General features: G+C 65.4%; 15 protein-coding genes. 4 read left to right on the top strand and 11 right to left on the bottom strand.

Annotation, left to right across the window (positions count from 1 at the left end; translation table 11 throughout):
- Positions 1-2 precede the first annotated feature (2 nt).
- The 5 genes from eno to QRM60_RS00930 all read right to left on the bottom strand — a co-directional run bounded on the left by eno (position 3) and on the right by QRM60_RS00930 (position 5,093).
- Positions 3-1,295 carry a phosphopyruvate hydratase gene (gene eno, locus QRM60_RS00910; RefSeq protein ID WP_011036877.1) on the bottom strand — a complete coding sequence of 431 codons (1,293 nt, stop codon included), beginning with the start codon at positions 1,293-1,295 and terminating at the stop codon, positions 3-5.
- A gap of 125 nt (positions 1,296-1,420) precedes the next feature.
- Positions 1,421-1,783: a hypothetical protein gene (locus tag QRM60_RS00915; RefSeq protein WP_285445391.1), complete on the bottom strand. Its 363-nt coding sequence runs from the start codon at positions 1,781-1,783 to the stop codon at positions 1,421-1,423.
- Positions 1,780-2,610, bottom strand: a complete 831-nt coding sequence (kdsA, locus tag QRM60_RS00920) for a 3-deoxy-8-phosphooctulonate synthase (RefSeq protein ID WP_011036875.1) — start codon at positions 2,608-2,610, stop codon at positions 1,780-1,782. Before kdsA ends, QRM60_RS00915 begins: the two co-directional genes overlap by 4 nt.
- A gap of 412 nt (positions 2,611-3,022) precedes the next feature.
- On the bottom strand, positions 3,023-4,687 hold the full coding sequence (locus tag QRM60_RS00925) for a CTP synthase (RefSeq protein ID WP_103699625.1): 1,665 nt from the start codon (positions 4,685-4,687) through the stop codon (positions 3,023-3,025).
- Positions 4,688-4,853: 166 nt separating this feature from the next.
- A complete protein-coding gene (locus QRM60_RS00930; protein WP_161961914.1) occupies positions 4,854-5,093 on the bottom strand; it encodes a hypothetical protein in 240 nt (79 codons plus the stop codon).
- Positions 5,094-5,256: 163 nt separating this feature from the next.
- Here QRM60_RS00930 and parE point away from each other — a divergent pair, with 163 nt between their 5' ends.
- A complete protein-coding gene (parE, locus tag QRM60_RS00935; protein WP_076035918.1) occupies positions 5,257-7,146 on the top strand; it encodes a DNA topoisomerase IV subunit B in 1,890 nt (629 codons plus the stop codon).
- Positions 7,147-7,412: 266 nt separating this feature from the next.
- Here parE and QRM60_RS00940 read toward each other — a convergent pair whose 3' ends face one another.
- Positions 7,413-8,201 carry a CDP-diacylglycerol diphosphatase gene (locus QRM60_RS00940; protein WP_285445392.1) on the bottom strand — a complete coding sequence of 263 codons (789 nt, stop codon included), beginning with the start codon at positions 8,199-8,201 and terminating at the stop codon, positions 7,413-7,415.
- A 142-nt stretch (positions 8,202-8,343) separates the two neighbouring features.
- On the opposite strand from QRM60_RS00940, the gene QRM60_RS00945 reads away from it, so the two are divergent.
- The gene (locus tag QRM60_RS00945; RefSeq protein ID WP_285445393.1) at positions 8,344-9,840 is read left to right on the top strand and encodes a S10 family peptidase; all 1,497 of its coding nucleotides are present in this window, start codon (positions 8,344-8,346) and stop codon (positions 9,838-9,840) included.
- Between the two features lie 54 nt (positions 9,841-9,894).
- Here the strand turns inward: QRM60_RS00945 and QRM60_RS00950 are convergent, their stop codons facing one another.
- The 3 genes from QRM60_RS00950 to QRM60_RS00960 all read right to left on the bottom strand — a co-directional run bounded on the left by QRM60_RS00950 (position 9,895) and on the right by QRM60_RS00960 (position 12,631).
- Positions 9,895-10,656 carry a YdcF family protein gene (locus QRM60_RS00950; RefSeq protein WP_285445394.1) on the bottom strand — a complete coding sequence of 254 codons (762 nt, stop codon included), beginning with the start codon at positions 10,654-10,656 and terminating at the stop codon, positions 9,895-9,897.
- A gap of 211 nt (positions 10,657-10,867) precedes the next feature.
- Positions 10,868-11,995 carry an inorganic phosphate transporter gene (locus QRM60_RS00955; protein WP_285445395.1) on the bottom strand — a complete coding sequence of 376 codons (1,128 nt, stop codon included), beginning with the start codon at positions 11,993-11,995 and terminating at the stop codon, positions 10,868-10,870.
- Between the two features lie 9 nt (positions 11,996-12,004).
- Entirely contained in the window at positions 12,005-12,631 is a 627-nt protein-coding gene (locus QRM60_RS00960) for a DUF47 family protein (RefSeq protein ID WP_011036867.1), read from the bottom strand.
- Positions 12,632-12,904: 273 nt separating this feature from the next.
- Between QRM60_RS00960 and QRM60_RS00965 the strand changes: the two genes are divergently transcribed.
- Positions 12,905-14,215 (top strand): hemolysin family protein, encoded by a 1,311-nt coding sequence (locus tag QRM60_RS00965; RefSeq protein WP_014507468.1) that lies wholly within the window; start codon positions 12,905-12,907, stop codon positions 14,213-14,215.
- The gene (locus QRM60_RS00970; protein ID WP_285445396.1) at positions 14,199-14,873 is read left to right on the top strand and encodes an exopolysaccharide biosynthesis protein; all 675 of its coding nucleotides are present in this window, start codon (positions 14,199-14,201) and stop codon (positions 14,871-14,873) included. The genes QRM60_RS00965 and QRM60_RS00970 overlap by 17 nt, the downstream gene beginning before the upstream one ends.
- 31 nt (positions 14,874-14,904) lie before the next feature.
- Here the strand turns inward: QRM60_RS00970 and QRM60_RS00975 are convergent, their stop codons facing one another.
- Positions 14,905-15,405 carry a pyridoxamine 5'-phosphate oxidase family protein gene (locus tag QRM60_RS00975; RefSeq protein WP_011036864.1) on the bottom strand — a complete coding sequence of 167 codons (501 nt, stop codon included), beginning with the start codon at positions 15,403-15,405 and terminating at the stop codon, positions 14,905-14,907.
- 60 nt (positions 15,406-15,465) lie between these two features.
- Positions 15,466-16,467 (bottom strand): LLM class flavin-dependent oxidoreductase, encoded by a 1,002-nt coding sequence (locus QRM60_RS00980; protein ID WP_285445397.1) that lies wholly within the window; start codon positions 16,465-16,467, stop codon positions 15,466-15,468.
- Positions 16,468-16,486 lie beyond the last annotated feature (19 nt).

Below are 16,486 nucleotides of genomic sequence, written 5' to 3' on the forward strand. Positions count from 1 at the left end.
GCTTATCGCTTGAGCGAAACGAACGCGTCGCGGCCGGCGTAACGCGCGCCGGACCCCAGTGCCTGCTCGATGCGCAGCAACTGGTTGTACTTGGCCACGCGGTCGCTGCGGCACAGCGAGCCAGTCTTGATCTGGGTGGCGGTGGTGGCCACGGCGATATCGGCGATGGTGGTGTCTTCGGTCTCGCCCGAACGGTGCGACACGATCGAGGCGTAGTTGGCCGCATGCGCCATGGCAATGGCTTCCAGCGTCTCGGTCAGCGTGCCGATCTGGTTGACCTTGATCAGGATCGCGTTGGCGGTGCCGCTGTCGATGCCTTCCTTGAAGATCTTCGGGTTGGTCACGAACAGATCGTCGCCCACCAGCTGCACCTTCTTGCCGACGCGATCGGTCAGCAGCTTCCAGCCGGCCCAGTCGTCTTCGGCCAGGCCGTCTTCGATGCTGATGATCGGGTACTGCGCCACCCAGTCGGCCAGGAAGTCGACGAACTGCTCGCTGGTCAGGCGCTTGTTCTCGCCGACCAGGTTGTACTTGCCGTTGTCGTAGAACTCCGACGAGGCCACATCCAGGCCCAGCAGGATGTCTTCGCCAGCGGTGTAACCGGCCTTGCCGATCGCCTCGAGGATGGTGTCCAGCGCTTCGACATTGCTGCGGAAGTCCGGGGCGAAGCCGCCCTCGTCACCCACCGCCGTGCTGAGGCCGTGGCCCTTGAGCACCGACTTCAGCGAATGGAAGATCTCGGTGCCCGCACGCAGCGCTTCGGAGAACGAGCTGCAGCCCACCGGCAGCACCATGAATTCCTGGAAGTCGACATTGTTGTCGGCATGCGCGCCGCCGTTGATGATGTTCATCATCGGCACCGGCAGGGCGACATCGGATTCGGTGATGGTGGACAGGTACTGCCACAGCGGCTGCTTGCGCGAGGCGGCGACCGCATGCGCGGCGGCCAGCGACACCCCAAGCAGCGCGTTGGCGCCCAGGCGGCCCTTGTTCTCGGTGCCGTCGAGGTCGATCAGGCGACGGTCCAGACCCTGCTGGTCGGCCGCATCGAAGTCCTTGAGCGTCTCGGCGATGGTGCCGTTGACGTTCTCCACGGCCTTGCGCACGCCCTTGCCCAGGTAACGGGTCTTGTCGCCGTCGCGCAGTTCCACCGCCTCCTTGGTACCGGTCGAGGCGCCCGAGGGCACGGCGGCGCGGCCGAACGAGCCGTCTGCCAGCGTGACTTCCGCCTCCAGCGTGGGATTGCCGCGGGAGTCGAGGATTTCACGGGCGAGAATCTTGGCGATAGTGGTCATAGGTCCGATCGGTTACCAGTAAGGGGGGAAGTACACCGGAAACAAGCTGCCGGATTATCGCCGCACACTGCCCCGTTGCCAAATCGCATGGGCAGCGAACGCACGGCGAGCCAGCCGGCGCGCCGCTAGGCCATCACGCCCAGCAGCGACAAGCCAAACAACAAGAGCAAGAACAGCAGCGACGCCAGCCCCATCGCCGCGGCAACAGGCTGGCGACCCAGCCGAAGCGCAAGGGGGCCGACCACCAGGCCGCCCAACGTCACCAGCGCGCCCACCACCAGCGTGACCAGCATCGGGGTGCGCGTGGCCTGCATGGCATGACTGCCGTCGCCCGGCATGCCGAAGCTGGCGGCCGCCAGGAAGGCCATTACCGCAAAACAGGCCCACGCGGACAGCGACAGGCCGAGCGCCACCCAGCCCCAGGGCCAGTGACGCCACTGCCGGCGCTGGCGGCGCACTGCCGCCTGCGCCCATGGATCAAGACTCATGCGAAGCGCGCGAACCCGTGCTTCTTGGTCACTGCATCCAGTTCCATCAGCGTCTCGAGCAACTCTTCCATGCGGTCCAGCGGCCAGGCATTGGGGCCATCGGACAACGCCTTGGACGGGTCCGGATGGGTTTCGGCAAACAGGCCGGAAATGCCCACTGCGACAGCGGCACGTGCCAGCACCGGCACAAATTCGCGCTGGCCACCGGAACTGCTGCCCTGCCCGCCCGGCAACTGCACCGAATGGGTGGCATCGAACACCACCGGGCAGCCGGTGTCGCGCATGACGCTGAGCGAGCGCATGTCGCTGACCAGGTTGTTGTAGCCGAACGAGGCGCCACGTTCGCAGACCATGATCTGCTCGTTGCCGGTCGACTTGGCCTTGTCCACTACTGGCTTCATGTCCCACGGCGCCAGAAACTGCCCCTTCTTGATGTTCACCGGCTTGCCGGCGGCGCAGACGTTCTTGATGAAGTCGGTCTGGCGCACCAAAAACGCCGGGGTCTGCAGCACGTCGACGACGGCGGCCACTTCATTCATCGGGGTGTATTCGTGCACGTCGGTGAGCACCGGCACGCCGATCTGCTTTTTCACCGCGTCCAGCACCTTCAGGCCTTCTTCCAGGCCGGGGCCGCGGAAGCTGGTGCCGGAGGTGCGGTTGGCCTTGTCGAAACTCGACTTGAAGATGAAGTTGATCCCGAGCTTGCCGGTGATCTCCTTGAGCTTGCCGGCCACGTCGAGCTGCAGCTGCATCGACTCGATCACGCAGGGGCCGGCAATCAGGAACAACGGCTGATCCAGGCCAACTTCGAAGTCACACAGTTTCATCAGGTCACCTTGTTGATTGAAGCCCCTCTCCCACCGGGAGAGGGGTTGGGGTGAGGGTACGAATAAGGGCACCAAGCGCTTATGAAGCCGGGTGGTTTGCGTTGGTTGACGCGTGGCGACGCGTTCATCAGGGCCGCCATCTTCCGGTGTGTTGCGGCGCCCCTCATCCGGCGCTTCGCGCCCCCTTCTCCCGATGGGAGAAGGGAGCTGCTGCGCGCTTTTTGATTTGAGCCCCTCTCCCACCGGGAGAGGGGTTGGGGTGAGGGTACGGTTGCGAAGCATCGCTAAAGCAACATGGTCTGCCTTGGCTTCCGCGTCGACGCGTTCGTCATGGCTGCCACCTTCCAGTGCGTTGCGGCCCCCCATCATCCACATCTACAGACCACATTCTCCCAACGGGAGAAGGAACGGCTCACGCACGCGCTTCCTTCAACAGCTTGCCGCCGGCCTTCTTCTCGCGCGCGGCGCGCACGAAGCCGATGAACAGCGGATGCCCGTCGCGCGGGGTGGACAAGAATTCCGGATGCGCCTGGCAAGCCAGGAACCACGGATGCGCATCGCGCGGCAGCTCCACCATTTCCACCAGCGTGTCGTCCATCGACTTGCCGGAAATCACCAGGCCGGCATCTTCCAGCTGGGTGCGGTAGCGGTTGTTGAACTCGTAGCGATGGCGATGCCGCTCGGCCACCACGTCCTTGCCGTACACCTCGCGCGCCAGCGTGCCCGGCTTCAGGCGCTGCTCCTGCAAGCCCAGACGCATGGTGCCGCCCAGGTCGGATTTTTCATCACGCTTTTCGACCTCGCCGGTGGCGGTGCGCCACTCGGTGATCAGGCCGATCACCGGGTGCGGCGACTGGCGATCGTTTTCGGTGCTGTTGGCAGCGTCCAGATCGGCCACGTGGCGGGCATAGTCCACCACCGCCGCCTGCATGCCGTAGCAGATGCCGAAATACGGCACCTTGTGCTCGCGGGCGTACTTGGAGGTCTGCACCTTGCCTTCGAAGCCGCGATCGCCGAAGCCGCCCGGCACCAGAATGCCGTCGATGCCCTGCAATGCGGCCATGTCGCTGCCTTCCAGATCCTGCGCTTCCAGCCAGGTCAGGTTGACCTTGGTGCGCTGACGCAAGCCACCGTGCTTGAGCGCCTCGGCCACCGACTTGTAGGCGTCCTGGTGATCGACATACTTGCCGACCACCGCGATGGTCACCTCATCGAGCGGATGCTTGACCGCATCGACCACCGCTTCCCACTCGGACAGATCGGCCGTGGCGACCTTGTCGCGCAGCTTGAATTGATCGATGACCAGTTCGTCCAGGCCCTGGCGGCGCAGCTCCAGCGGCATGCCGTACAGCACATCGATGTCGGGGCAGCTGATCACCGCACGCTCGGAGACGTTGGTGAACAAGGCGATCTTGCGGCGCTCCGAATCCGGCACCGCCTGTTCGGAGCGGCACAGCAGCACGTCCGGCTGGATACCGATCGAGCGCAGCTCCTTGACCGAGTGCTGGGTCGGCTTGGTCTTCAACTCGCCGGCCGCAGCGATGTACGGCACCAGGGTGAGGTGCATGAACATGGCCTTCTCGGCGCCGCGTTCGGTGCGCACCTGGCGGATGGCCTCCAGGAACGGCAACGACTCGATATCGCCCACGGTGCCGCCGATCTCGATCAACGCCACGTCGAAGCCGGCCGTGGCCTCGTCGATGCAGCGACGGATTTCATCGGTGATATGCGGAATGACCTGCACGGTCGCGCCCAGGTAGTCGCCGCGGCGCTCCTTGCGGATCACGTTTTCGTAGATGCGGCCGGTGGTGACCGAGTTCTTGCGCGACAACCGCGTGCGCACGTAGCGCTCGTAGTGGCCCAGGTCCAGATCGGTTTCGGCGCCGTCATCGGTGACGTAGACCTCACCATGCTGGAACGGGCTCATCGTGCCCGGGTCCACATTGATGTAGGGGTCCAGCTTCATCATCGTGACCTTCAGGCCACGCGCTTCAAGAATGGACGCAAGCGAAGCAGCGGCGATGCCCTTGCCTAGCGAGGACACTACACCGCCTGTTACAAAAATCAGGGGAGTCATGGGGCTCAAGGCCTCCCGGAAAGCCATAGTTTAACGGGTGACGGGCGAATGCCCAAGGGTTGCGTGCACTCCAGGCGTCCGTGACGCCACTGGATGCACGCACACCGTGCAAATGCAGACGCCCCGGCCGGAGCCGGGGCGTCTGCGGGCGAAACCTGCGCTGTCCTCAGCGCGACGGCTTCTCTTCTTCCTCTTCCTCGCGCGGGGCCTGGCCGGCTTCCGGCTTGGCCTTGGCAGCAGCGGCGCGGCGCTCGGCCTTGCGCTCGGCCTCGGTCTTGGCCTTGTCGTCATTGGACTTCTGCGTACTGGCGCCCTGCCCCTGCGGCGGAGCGGTCTGCGCGATGGCCGGCAATGCTGCAACCGCGGCGGCGCCCAGGGTGAGCATCAGAATGTGCTTGAACTTCATGGGTCTAGTCCTGGTTCGGTGACATCCTAAGGTGGGGACGTTTGGTTCCGAATCCAACGCCAGCATAGTCAGCGGCGCCCGGCCGGGCACTGAACGCCTGTCGCGTGCAAAAAATCGCCCCAGACCCCACACTTGCGCGTCGTTTCACGTGCCAACGAGATGCATGAACACCCGTTATAACGCCGCCGATATTGAAGTCCTGTCGGGCCTTGACCCGGTCAAGCGCCGCCCTGGCATGTATACCGACACCGCGCGCCCGAACCATCTGGCGCAGGAAGTCATCGACAACTCGGTGGACGAGGCGCTGGCCGGTCACGCCAAGCAGGTCGAAGTGACCCTGTACAAGGATGGCAGCTGCGAGGTCTCCGACGATGGCCGCGGCATGCCCGTGGACATGCACCCGGAGGAGAAGATCCCCGGCGTGGAGCTGATCCTCACCCGCCTGCATGCCGGCGGCAAGTTCAGCAATCGCAACTACACCTTCTCTGGCGGCCTGCATGGCGTGGGCGTGAGCGTGGTCAATGCGCTGTCGACCAAGGTCGAGCTGTTCATCAAGCGCGAAGGCAACGAGCACCGCATGGAGTTTCGCGACGGCAACGCCGCCTCCAAGCTGGAAGTGGTGGGCACGGTCGGCAAGAAGAACACCGGCACGCGGCTGCGTTTCTGGGCCGACCCCAAGTATTTCGACACCCCCAAGTTCAATGTGCGGGCGCTGCGCCATCTGCTGCGCGCCAAGGCGGTGCTATGCCCCGGCCTGACCGTGAAGCTGCATGACGAGGCTACCGGCGAGCAGGACAGCTGGTACTTCGAGGACGGTCTGCGCGACTACCTCAAGGGCGAAATGGCCGACCGCGAGCTGCTGCCTGCGGATCTGTTCGCCGGCAGCCTCAAGAAGGACACAGAGATCGTCGATTGGGCGGCCGCGTGGGTGCCGGAGGGCGAGCTGACCCAGGAAAGCTACGTCAACCTGATCCCCACCGCGCAGCACGGCACCCACGTCAACGGCCTACGCTCGGGCCTGACCGATGCGTTGCGCGAGTTCTGCGACTTCCGCAACCTGCTGCCGCGCGGCGTGAAGCTGGCGCCGGAAGACGTCTGGGACCGTGTCACCTTCGTACTCAGCCTGAAGATGACCGACCCGCAATTCTCCGGGCAGACCAAGGAACGGCTGTCGTCGCGCCAGGCCGCCGGCTTCATCGAAGGCGCCGCGCACGATGCCTTCAGCCTGTACCTCAATCAGAACGTGGAGATCGGCGAGAAGATCGCGCAGATCGCCATCGACCGCGCCAGTGCGCGCTTGAAGACCGAAAAGCAGATCGTCCGCAAGAAGGTCACCCAGGGCCCTGCCCTGCCCGGCAAGCTAGCCGACTGCATCAGCCAGGACCTGTCGCGGACCGAGTTGTTCCTGGTGGAAGGCGACTCTGCCGGCGGCTCGGCCAAGCAGGCACGCGACAAGGATTTCCAGGCGATCCTGCCGCTGCGCGGCAAGATCCTCAACACCTGGGAAGTGGCGTCCGGCAGCGTGCTGGCGTCCGAGGAAGTGCATAACCTGGCCATTGCGATCGGCTGCGACCCGGGCAAGGACGACATCACCGGGCTGCGCTACGGCAAGGTGGTGATCCTGGCCGACGCCGACTCCGACGGCCTGCATATCGCCACCCTGCTCACCGCGCTGTTCCTGCAGCATTTCCCCGCGCTAGTGGCCGCCGGCCACGTCTTTGTGGCGATGCCGCCGCTGTTCCGTGTGGACGTGGGCAAGCAGGTGTTCTATGCGCTGGACGAGGAAGAAAAGACCACGCTGCTGGACAAGATCGCGCGCGAAAAGATGAAGGGCCAGATCAGCGTCACCCGCTTCAAAGGCCTGGGCGAAATGAATCCGCAGCAGTTGCGCGAATCGACCATCCACCCCGACACGCGCCGCCTGGTGCAGCTGACGATCGACGACGGCGAACAGACCCGCTCGTTGATGGACATGCTGCTGGCCAAAAAGCGCGCGGGCGACCGTAAGCAGTGGCTGGAAACCAAGGGCGACCTGGCGTCGCTGGAAGTCTAGGACGCGGTGATTCGGAACTGCCTTCTCGCTGCTCGTTGCAGCGGCGAGAAGGCATCTCTTCGCGCGGAAGTGAGCGTGTTCTGGAATGACCGCACCGCATGCACGGGCCGAGTGGAGCTCGAATTTCAGCAGCGTGTAACGGCGACGCATGTGCGTGTAGAACTTTCAGACGACTGACGTTTCACTGGATCCCGGTGCGCGCGTCACCAACAGCCCGCAACAGCAACCGCTTCAGCACGCATCGCGACCACACGCTCAAGCATCACTCAGCGCACACCCGGCAACACCTCGTGTGCGCCGGTGACCAGGCCACAGGCGTGGTCCTGCAATTCTTCGCCGCTGGCCCGATTGCCGGTGGCCACATCCTGCCGCGTCGCCAGCAACACGAAGCCCGGCTGCCCATCGCGCAAGTGCGTGCCTGCCACCACCAGCGAGTAATCGCGCAGGCTCGCATCGGCAGGAATGGCGCTGGCGAGCAGGCGAATCGGATCGTCGTTGAGCGTATCGCCCGGCAGCGTCCTGGCCAGATATACATGGCCCAGCAAGGGCTCGGCCAACGCACGCCATTGCGGGCTGATCTGCGCGTGCTCACGCCGCAGAGCGGCGTACACATCCGGGCGCAGGCAATCGATGTGGATGTGCAGCTGTTCCTGCGAGCGCCCGTGCGGCGAGTTGAGCGCCAGGCTCACATAGGCGCGCGGCAACGGCTGCGCCAGCGCGGATGCAACGAAGCTGCGCGCCGACCATGCGCTGGCGAAATAGTTCGGCGCATCGGCCTGCAAGAGCGAGGGATCTTCGATCCCGCTGACACGCACGCTGGGCACCAGCAGATATTGGAAGCGCCCGTGGTTGTCCTTCAGCACTACCGCCTGCCGCTGCGGATCAGCCCACACCGCGGCGCAATCGTCCGGCACCGGCCCGGCCTGCAGGCAGTGCGTGGTGACGATGCGCCACAGCGCATCCGGATCGCTGGCATGCCGCACCGGCGGCGGCGAGGCGCAGCCGGCCACCAACAGCGTGGCAGCTGCAAGGAATTGGGCAACACGGCAACGCATGTTCGTCTTCAACCAGCGCCTGCGGCGCGCCATCATAACCAGCCGCGCCGCTTCGGTCAGCGCGTCCTGCCATGCCTTTGGGCACATCCAGGAGCGATCGCAGGCGCCTAGGATCGTCGCTCCCCCATCGCTGTTGACCACCATGCCTTCTTTCCTGCGCGCCAGCGTGCTGACGCTTCTTCTGTTGGGCGGGCCGGCCCTGGCGGCCGCGCCGGCAGACAAAAAGACCGACCCCGCCGCCGATGCACCCGCTGCCAAACCGGCGCCCTTGCCTGCCGATGCCAGCGTGCGCCAGAGCACCCGCGTGGCCGGGCGCGCACTGAGCTACACCGCCACCGTGGGCACCCTGCCGGTCCGCGATGCGCAGGGCAAGACCACCGGCGAGGTGGTCTTCACCGCTTACACCGTCGACGGCAAGGACCGCCCGGTCACCTTTGCGTTGAATGGCGGCCCGGGCGCTTCATCGGTGTATCTCAACATGGGCGCGATCGGCCCAAAGGTGGTGGCGTTTGGCGCCGAAGGCGACAGCGCCTCGGCACCGGCCGCGCTGCGCGACAATCCCGGCACCTGGCTGGACTTCACCGACCTGGTATTCATCGACCCGGTCGGCACCGGCTTCAGCCGCTCTTTGATCAGTGACGACGAAGCCAAGAAGCAGTTCTACAACCCGCAGGCCGACGTCGAATATCTTTCCCGCGTGGTCTACGACTGGTTGCTCAAGAATCGCCGCCTGCAGGCACACAAATACCTGGTGGGCGAAAGCTACGGCGGCTTCCGCGGCCCACGCATCACCCACTACCTGCAGACCCGTCTGGGCGTGGCAATGAATGGCGTGGTGCTGGTGTCGCCGTATCTCAACCCGACCCTGGACGACAACAGCGACGTCTCGCCGCTGGGCTGGATGATGACGCTGCCCTCCATCGCCGCTGCGCACCTGGAACGCCAGGGCCAGCTCACCGATGCGGCAATGCGCCAGGTCATCGACTACACGCGCGGCGACTACGCGGTGGCACTGATGAAAGGACGCACCGACCCGCAGGCCAGCGAGGCGATGCTGCAGCAGGTCACGCGCATGACCGGGCTGGATCCGGCCTATGTGCGGCGCTCCGGCGGGCGCCTGGAAACCCAGGCGTATCTGCGCGAAGTCTTCCGCGATAAAGGCGAGTTGGGCAGCCGTTACGATTCCAACGTGACCGCGTTCGACCCGTTCCCCAACGACCCCGAGCAACGCGCCAACGACCCACTGCTGGACAGCATCATCGCGCCCACCACCACCGCGATGGTGGACTTCGTGACCCGCGTGGTGGGCTGGAAGATCGATGCGCGCTACCAGGCACTCAATTACGACGTCAACAAGCTCTGGGACTGGGACGATGAGCTGCGCAAGGGCGCGGTGACGCAATTGCGCCAGGCGGTGGCGATCGACCCGAAGTTGCGCGTACTGATCGCGCACGGCTGGAACGACCTCTCCTGCCCCTTCATGGGTTCGGTGCTGACCGTGGACCAGATGCCGGCGATGGGCAGCGACCCGAAGCGCGTGCAGGTGCGCGAGTACCCCGGCGGCCACATGTTCTACAACCGCGCCGACAGCCAGGCCGCGTTCCGCAGCGACGTCAAGGCGATGTACGAGACACGCTGAGGTTGGTCCTGCCGGCGGCAGCAGTCGCCGGCAGTGCGCAATGCCTTGCAGCGATCACAGCGCACCGGGCAGCGTGGCCTCCACGTTCCAGCCCAGCCATTCGTAGACACGGTAACGCGCGATGCCCAGGTATTCGTGCAGCGCCACATCGGCCAGCGTGAAGTTGTAGCTCTGCGGCAGCAGCGACCACGAGGCGCGCAACCAGTCCGAGCGGACCGGCGTGGTGCGCATACCGAAGTGCAGGAAATACAGCTCGGCGCGATGCAGATGCGTGGCCGAGGACACCAAGACGATGCGCTGCGGCCGGTACGCGCGCAGCAGCGGCTGGCTGAACTGCGCGTTCTGCCAGGTGGTCATGCTGGAAGGCTCCAGGATCAGGTCACCGGCCTCCACGCCCAGACCCAGCAACACCCGCCGGTACACCACTGCCTCGCTCAGCCCGAGCCCGCGCGCATCGCCGCCGCTGATCTCGATCTTGCAGTCGTTGCCGGTGGCGGCGCAGGCGCGGTACAGGCGCGCCGCCTCGACGATGCGGCCATAGGCGAACACGTTTGCTTCGGCCGGCGCGCCCGCACGGTCGGAGCGCACCGTGCCCGCGCCAAGCAGCACGATGGCGTTGCGCGCGCCCCAATCAGTGAAATCGTTGGCGCCGGTGCGTTGCAGGTCGCGCAGCATCCATGACGGCAGCGGGCCGCAGCCCACGGCCAGCACCAGCACCAGGCTCAGCGCGCCGAGCAGGCGCGAGAAGCGCCGCATGCCCAGCCGATCGATCAGCCAGGCAAAGCCGAACAGCACACAGACCAGCGACAGCATCATCTTGCGTCTCCCTCAGCCAAGAGCGGGACTTCAGGCGTTTGCGTCGCGCAGACGCAGGCGCGTGATGCCTGACAGCGGCGCATGTGTCGCACCCATCCCCCGGCCAGCATGCCTCATTCGTGGACTACTGACCGCATCCGCCCAAGCGTCGGACAGCGCCGTGCGAGGCGGCGCATCGTCGACGATGCAGATGACCGCCGCGCGACAGACCTCAGGTCCAGCCGAACAGTTCGAACCCACGCAGGATCAGATACGCCACACCGCCGGCAGCCGGAATGGTGAGGATCCAGGCCCAGACGATGCGTTCGATCACGCCCAGCCGCAGCGAGCGCGGATTCTTGGCAAAGCCCACGCCCATGATCGCAGTGGAAATGCTGTGCGTGGTCGATACCGGCATGCCGAAATGCGCGGCCACGGTAAGCACGGTCGCCGAGCTGGTTTCCGCCGCAAAGCCGTGGATGGGGTGCAACTTGACCATCTTGTGGCCGAGCGTCTTGATGATCTTCCAGCCGCCCGAGGCGGTACCGGCAGCCATCACCACTGCGCAGGTCAGCACGATCCACATCTGAATGCCGGCACCTGCGGCCAGCCCGGTGCCCGGATGCAGAAACGACAGCCAGCTCGGCAGATCGTCCAGTGCACCGGCCGACTGCGCGCCGATCAGGGTCATCGCGATGATGCCCATGGTCTTTTGCGCATCGTTATGGCCGTGCGCGTAGCCCATGTAGGCCGCCGAGGCGATCTGCGCCTTGCCGAAGAACGCGTTGACCCAGCGCGGACGCGCCAGCCGGCCGATCGGCCCGCCCAGCTTGGCCATGCCGGCGATCAACGCCCACAGCAGCAGCATCACCACGATGCCGAGCAGGAAGCCGGCGATCGGCGAGGTGATCATCGGCACGAACACTTTCCACAACAGGCCCTTGTTCTTGGCCCAGTTGCCGATGTTTTCCGACCAGATCAGCGCATCCCAGTTGTTATGCGCGGCAGCCAGGCCGGCACCGCACAGCCCACCGATCAAGGCGTGCGAGGACGACGACGGCAGCCCCTTCCACCAGGTGATCAGGTTCCAGATGATGCCGCCCAGCAGCGCGCACAGGATCACCTGCGGAGTGACATCCACCACGTTGGTGTTGAGCAGGCCCGAGGCGATGGTGAGCGCCACGGCGGTGCCGGTGAGCGCGCCGATGAGGTTCATGCCGGCCGCCAGCATCACCGCCCAGCCGGGCGACAACACCTTGGTGGCCACCACGGTGGCAATGGAGTTGGCGGTGTCGTGGAAGCCGTTGATGAACTCGAACACCAGCGCCGCCAGGATCACCACCAGAACAAGGGTAAGCACGCGGCGACCTCAGCTGTTCTTCAGCACGATCTGGTACACCACCACACCGGCCTCGCGGCAACGGTCGATGGCCTTTTCCAGGATCTCGAAGAACTCCTTGAGCAGGAACATCTGCAGGGTATCCAGGCGGCCGGAATAGATGTCGCGGTACAGCTCGAGCATCAGACGGTCGGCTTCGTTTTCCAGCATGCGCAGCTTGTCGTTGAGCGCGGTCATGCGGTCGATGTTCATGCGCGGCAGGTCGGTGACCATTTCCACCACCACCGCGGCGGCCTGCTCCAGCATCGAGGCACGCGGGGCGAAATCGATGTGTTCCAGGTGCTGGGTGGCCAGCGAATAACGGTCGGCGAACTTCTCGACCTGCTTGGGAATCTTGTACAACGCCGAGCCCAGCGCTTCGATGTCTTCGCGCTCGATCGGGGTCATGAAGCTGTCCACCAGCGCCTGGCCGATCTTGTCGGAGGCAGCGCGTTCGCGCAGGCGGGCCAGCTTGAAAGCGTCCAACGCGGGTTGCCGGTCGGATTCGCGCATCATGGCGTGCAAGGCCTTGGTGCTGTCGTAGGCGGCCTCGGCCGCTTCGTTCAGAAGCGCGTAGAACTGCTTGCCGGAACCGAAGATGGTCTGCAACGAGAACATGGGTGGAGGACTTCCTGCCGTCGAGGGAGAGACGGCACCAAGGGCGAATTATGACCGTTCCATGACCTGTCTGGGTATATCGGCGCTGCGCGGTCCCTTCACATGGGCATTTCCCGGCTCGAACCACCCTGTGATTTGCTAACATGCCACCGCGCCTTCGGGCGCATCCTATGGAAGACGACCCTAGCCCCCCCTGTTGCCGCTCCGCCCTTGAGGCCGCCGGCGACCCGCGTCCCACCCCGCCCTCCCCTTCACTGACCGGGGAATGCGCCCGTGGTTGAGTTCCTGATCGTCATCGCCCTGATTCTGTTGAACGGCTTCTTCGCCATGTCGGAGATGTCGCTGATGACCTCGCGCAAGAGCCGCCTGAAGCAGATGGCAGGCTCGAGCAAGCGCGCCGCGCGGGCGCTGGCCCTGGCCGAGAGCCCGGAAAACTTCCTGTCCACGGTCCAGATCGGCATCACCCTGATCGGCATCCTGACCGGCGTGTTCGGCGGCGAGGCGATCGGCATCGCCATCGGCACCTGGCTGCAGGGCATCGTGCCGGCGCTGGACCCGTACGCGCCGGTGATCGGCAAGACCCTGGCGGTGGCGCTGATCACCTTCCTGACGCTGATCTTCGGCGAGCTGGTGCCTAAGCGCCTGGCCCTGCGCAATTCCGAAGACATTGCCGGCGTGGTGGCCGTGCCGATGGCCTGGCTGGCGAAGATCGCCGCGCCCGGCGTGTGGGTGCTGGCGCGCTCCACCCGGCTGGTGCTGCGCATGTTGGGCATGGGCAAGGACGAATCGGCGTCTGTCAGCGAAGAAGAGATCCGCATGCTGGTGGCCGAAAGCCACGAAGCCGGCGTGATCGACGCGCACGAGCGCGACATGATGAACCGGGTGATGCGCCTGGGCGACCGCACCGCCGACAGCCTGATGACGCCACGCAACCGCATCGCCTGGCTGGATGCCAACGCCGAACCCGAACGCAATCTGCATGTGATGCGCGAACACGAGTTCTCGCGCTACCCGGTGTACCGCGGTAGCGACCAGGACATTGCCGGCGTGCTGGAGGTCAAATCGCTGGTGACGCGTATGGATGGCCACGGCGCGCACTTGTTCCAGAACCTGCGCGACACCTTGTTCGTCTCCGAATCCACGCATGCGATGAAGCTGCTGGAAATCTTCCGCGAAGAACAGCAATCGATGGCGCTGGTGGTGGACGAATACGGCGAGATCCGCGGGCTGGTCACCATCAGCGACCTGATGGGCGCGGTGGTCGGCCGCCTGCAGGCGGTGGAGAACACCGACGACGATGCCCTGGTGGTCACGCGCGCCGACGGCTCGTTGCTGATCGATGGCTCACTGCCGGTGGAAGAACTGCGCGAAGTGCTGGGCGCCGAGCTGCCGGAAGCCGATGAGGGCGATTACCACACGCTCGCGGGCCTGTGCATCTACTACTTCGGCCGCATTCCGCAGGCCGGCGAATTCTTCGACTGGGCCGGCTGGCGCATCGAGATCGTCGACCTGGACGGTGCGCGCGTGGACAAACTGCTGTTGCGCCGCGTGGGCGACGAGGACAGCGATGACATCGTCGGGTGATGCCGCGCCGCCGCCCGATGCGGCGGCAGACAGCGAGCAGATGCGCTACCGCAACGAAGGTATCCGCAGCCTGCTGGCTGCCTTCAGCGACGGCGACCCGCAGCAGGTGCTGCGCGTGCGCGAGATCCTGGCCGACCTGCAGCAGAGCGCGTTCGGCGTGTTTCTGTTCCTGGCGATCCTGCCCTCTTTTATCCCGATTCCGGGCGTGGCCGGCGGCATCAGCGGCCCGCTGACGGTACTCATTGGCGTGCAGATGATGTGCTGCCTGCGCAAGCCCTGGGTGCCGCACTTCATTGGCGAACGCGGGCCGCGCCGCAGTACCGGCCAACGCTTCATGAAGCGGTTGGCGCCGACGCTGCGACGCCTGGACCGGATGCTCAAGCCGCGTCTGCACGGTTTGGTCGATCGACGGCCGGCGCAGGTGTTCACCGGCTTGCTGCTGGTGCTGGTCGGCATTCTGCTGACCCTGCCGATCCCATTTACCAACTACATCTTCGGGCTGATCCTGCTGCTATTCGCGCTGGCGTTGCTCGAACGCGATGGCGCCCTGCTGCTGGTTGGCTGGGGCGCGGCGTTGCTGTCGGTGGCTGCCTTTGGCGTGACCTCCGACCAATTGGTGGACCTGATCCGTGGCTGGTGGCCTGCCGCCTGGCGCTGAGCGCAGACGGCAGGCACGTGCATCGCCTGGTTTACTTGAGGTCCACGACGCGGTTGTCCGACAGGCTGCCCGGATCGTCGGTCACTGCAGTCATCACGAAGTACAGCGCCTTGCCGAGCAGCCCGCCGGGGCCATCCCAGTACTCGGCCGATTCGGCGCGCACGTGGATCAAGCGCAGGTTCGGGTCGTCCTTTCCACCTGGGAAAAATACTTTCATTGCCGGCGACCACAGTTGCTCGATCTTGGCGCGGTCATCGATCACCCGCGCAGTGCCGGCCACCGAGACGTAGCTGTTCTTCGATGCCGAGGCATAGGCGACATTGACGCGCGGGTCGGCGGCGATTTCGGCCACCTTCGGGCTGTCGGCGGCGGTGGCAAACCACAGGTCGCCATCGAACTCCACTTCCTGCGTGCCGAGCGGCCGGCTGACCAGCCGGCCGTCGGCCGAGACGGTGGTGAACATTGCCACGTTCACCCCGCGGATCAATTCCGCCAGTTGCTTGATGCTCTCGCCACGTTCCTGGATCTGCATGCAGTCACTCCCAATAGATGTGGCTGCATCTGAGCGGATCGGCGCGCAAAGCAACGTGAATCACGCGGTGGTCACGTCCAGCTCGCGGCAGGCCGCCGCAGCGATCTCGAACGAGCGCAGACGCGCGGTGTGTTCGTAGATATTGGCGGTGAACAACAGCTCGTCCGGTGCGTGCCGCTCGATGAAGGCGGCAACGCCCTGCGCCACCTGATCCGCATCGCCGAGCACGGTGCAGGCCAATGCACGCTCCACGCCGGCTTTTTCATGCGGCTGCCAGAACGTTTCGATGTCGTCCACCGGCGGCGGAATCTTGCCCGGCCGGCCGCGACGCAGGTTGACGAAGCTCTGCTGCTGGGTGGTGAACAACTTGCGCGCCTGCGCGTGCGTATCGGCAGCCACCACGTTCAGTGCCAGCATCACGTATGGCTTGGACAGCTGCGCGGAGGGTCGGAACTCGCGGCGGTAAATTGCCACTGCTTCATCCATTGCGTCGGGTGCGAAGTGCGAGGCAAAGGCAAACGACAGCCCCATCGCCGCGGCCAGCCGCGCACTGAACAGGCTGGAGCCGAGCAGCCACACCGGCACGTCCAGGCCCGCACCGGGCACGGCCTGCACCAACTGGCCCGGCACGGCCGGCGCGAAATAGCGCAGCAGTTCGGCCACGTCCTGCGGGAATTGGTCGGCACTGTCGAAGTAACGGCGCAGGGCGCGGGCGGTGGGCTGGTCGGTGCCGGGCGCGCGGCCCAGGCCTAGGTCGATCCGCTGCGGATACAGCGAGGCCAGCGTGCCGAACTGCTCGGCCACCTGTAGCGGGGCGTGGTTAGGCAGCATGATGCCGCCGGCGCCCACGCGGATGGTCTTGGTGCCGCCGGCGACATGGCCAATCAAGACCGCGGTGGCGGCGCTGGCGATGCCCGGCATGTTGTGGTGCTCGGCAAGCCAGTAGCGCTGGTAACCCCAGCGTTCGGCGTGCTGCGCGAGATCGAGCATGTTCGCGAAGGCGTGGGTGGTGTCGCTGCCTTCGCAGACCGGTGCCAGGTCCAGCACGGAAATGGGCGTCATTGGATGACTCCGGGAAGAA

Origin of the sequence: Xanthomonas sp. fls2-241-TYG-148 (genome assembly GCF_030208815.1) — a bacterium.
Lineage (GTDB): Bacteria > Pseudomonadota > Gammaproteobacteria > Xanthomonadales > Xanthomonadaceae > Xanthomonas > Xanthomonas campestris.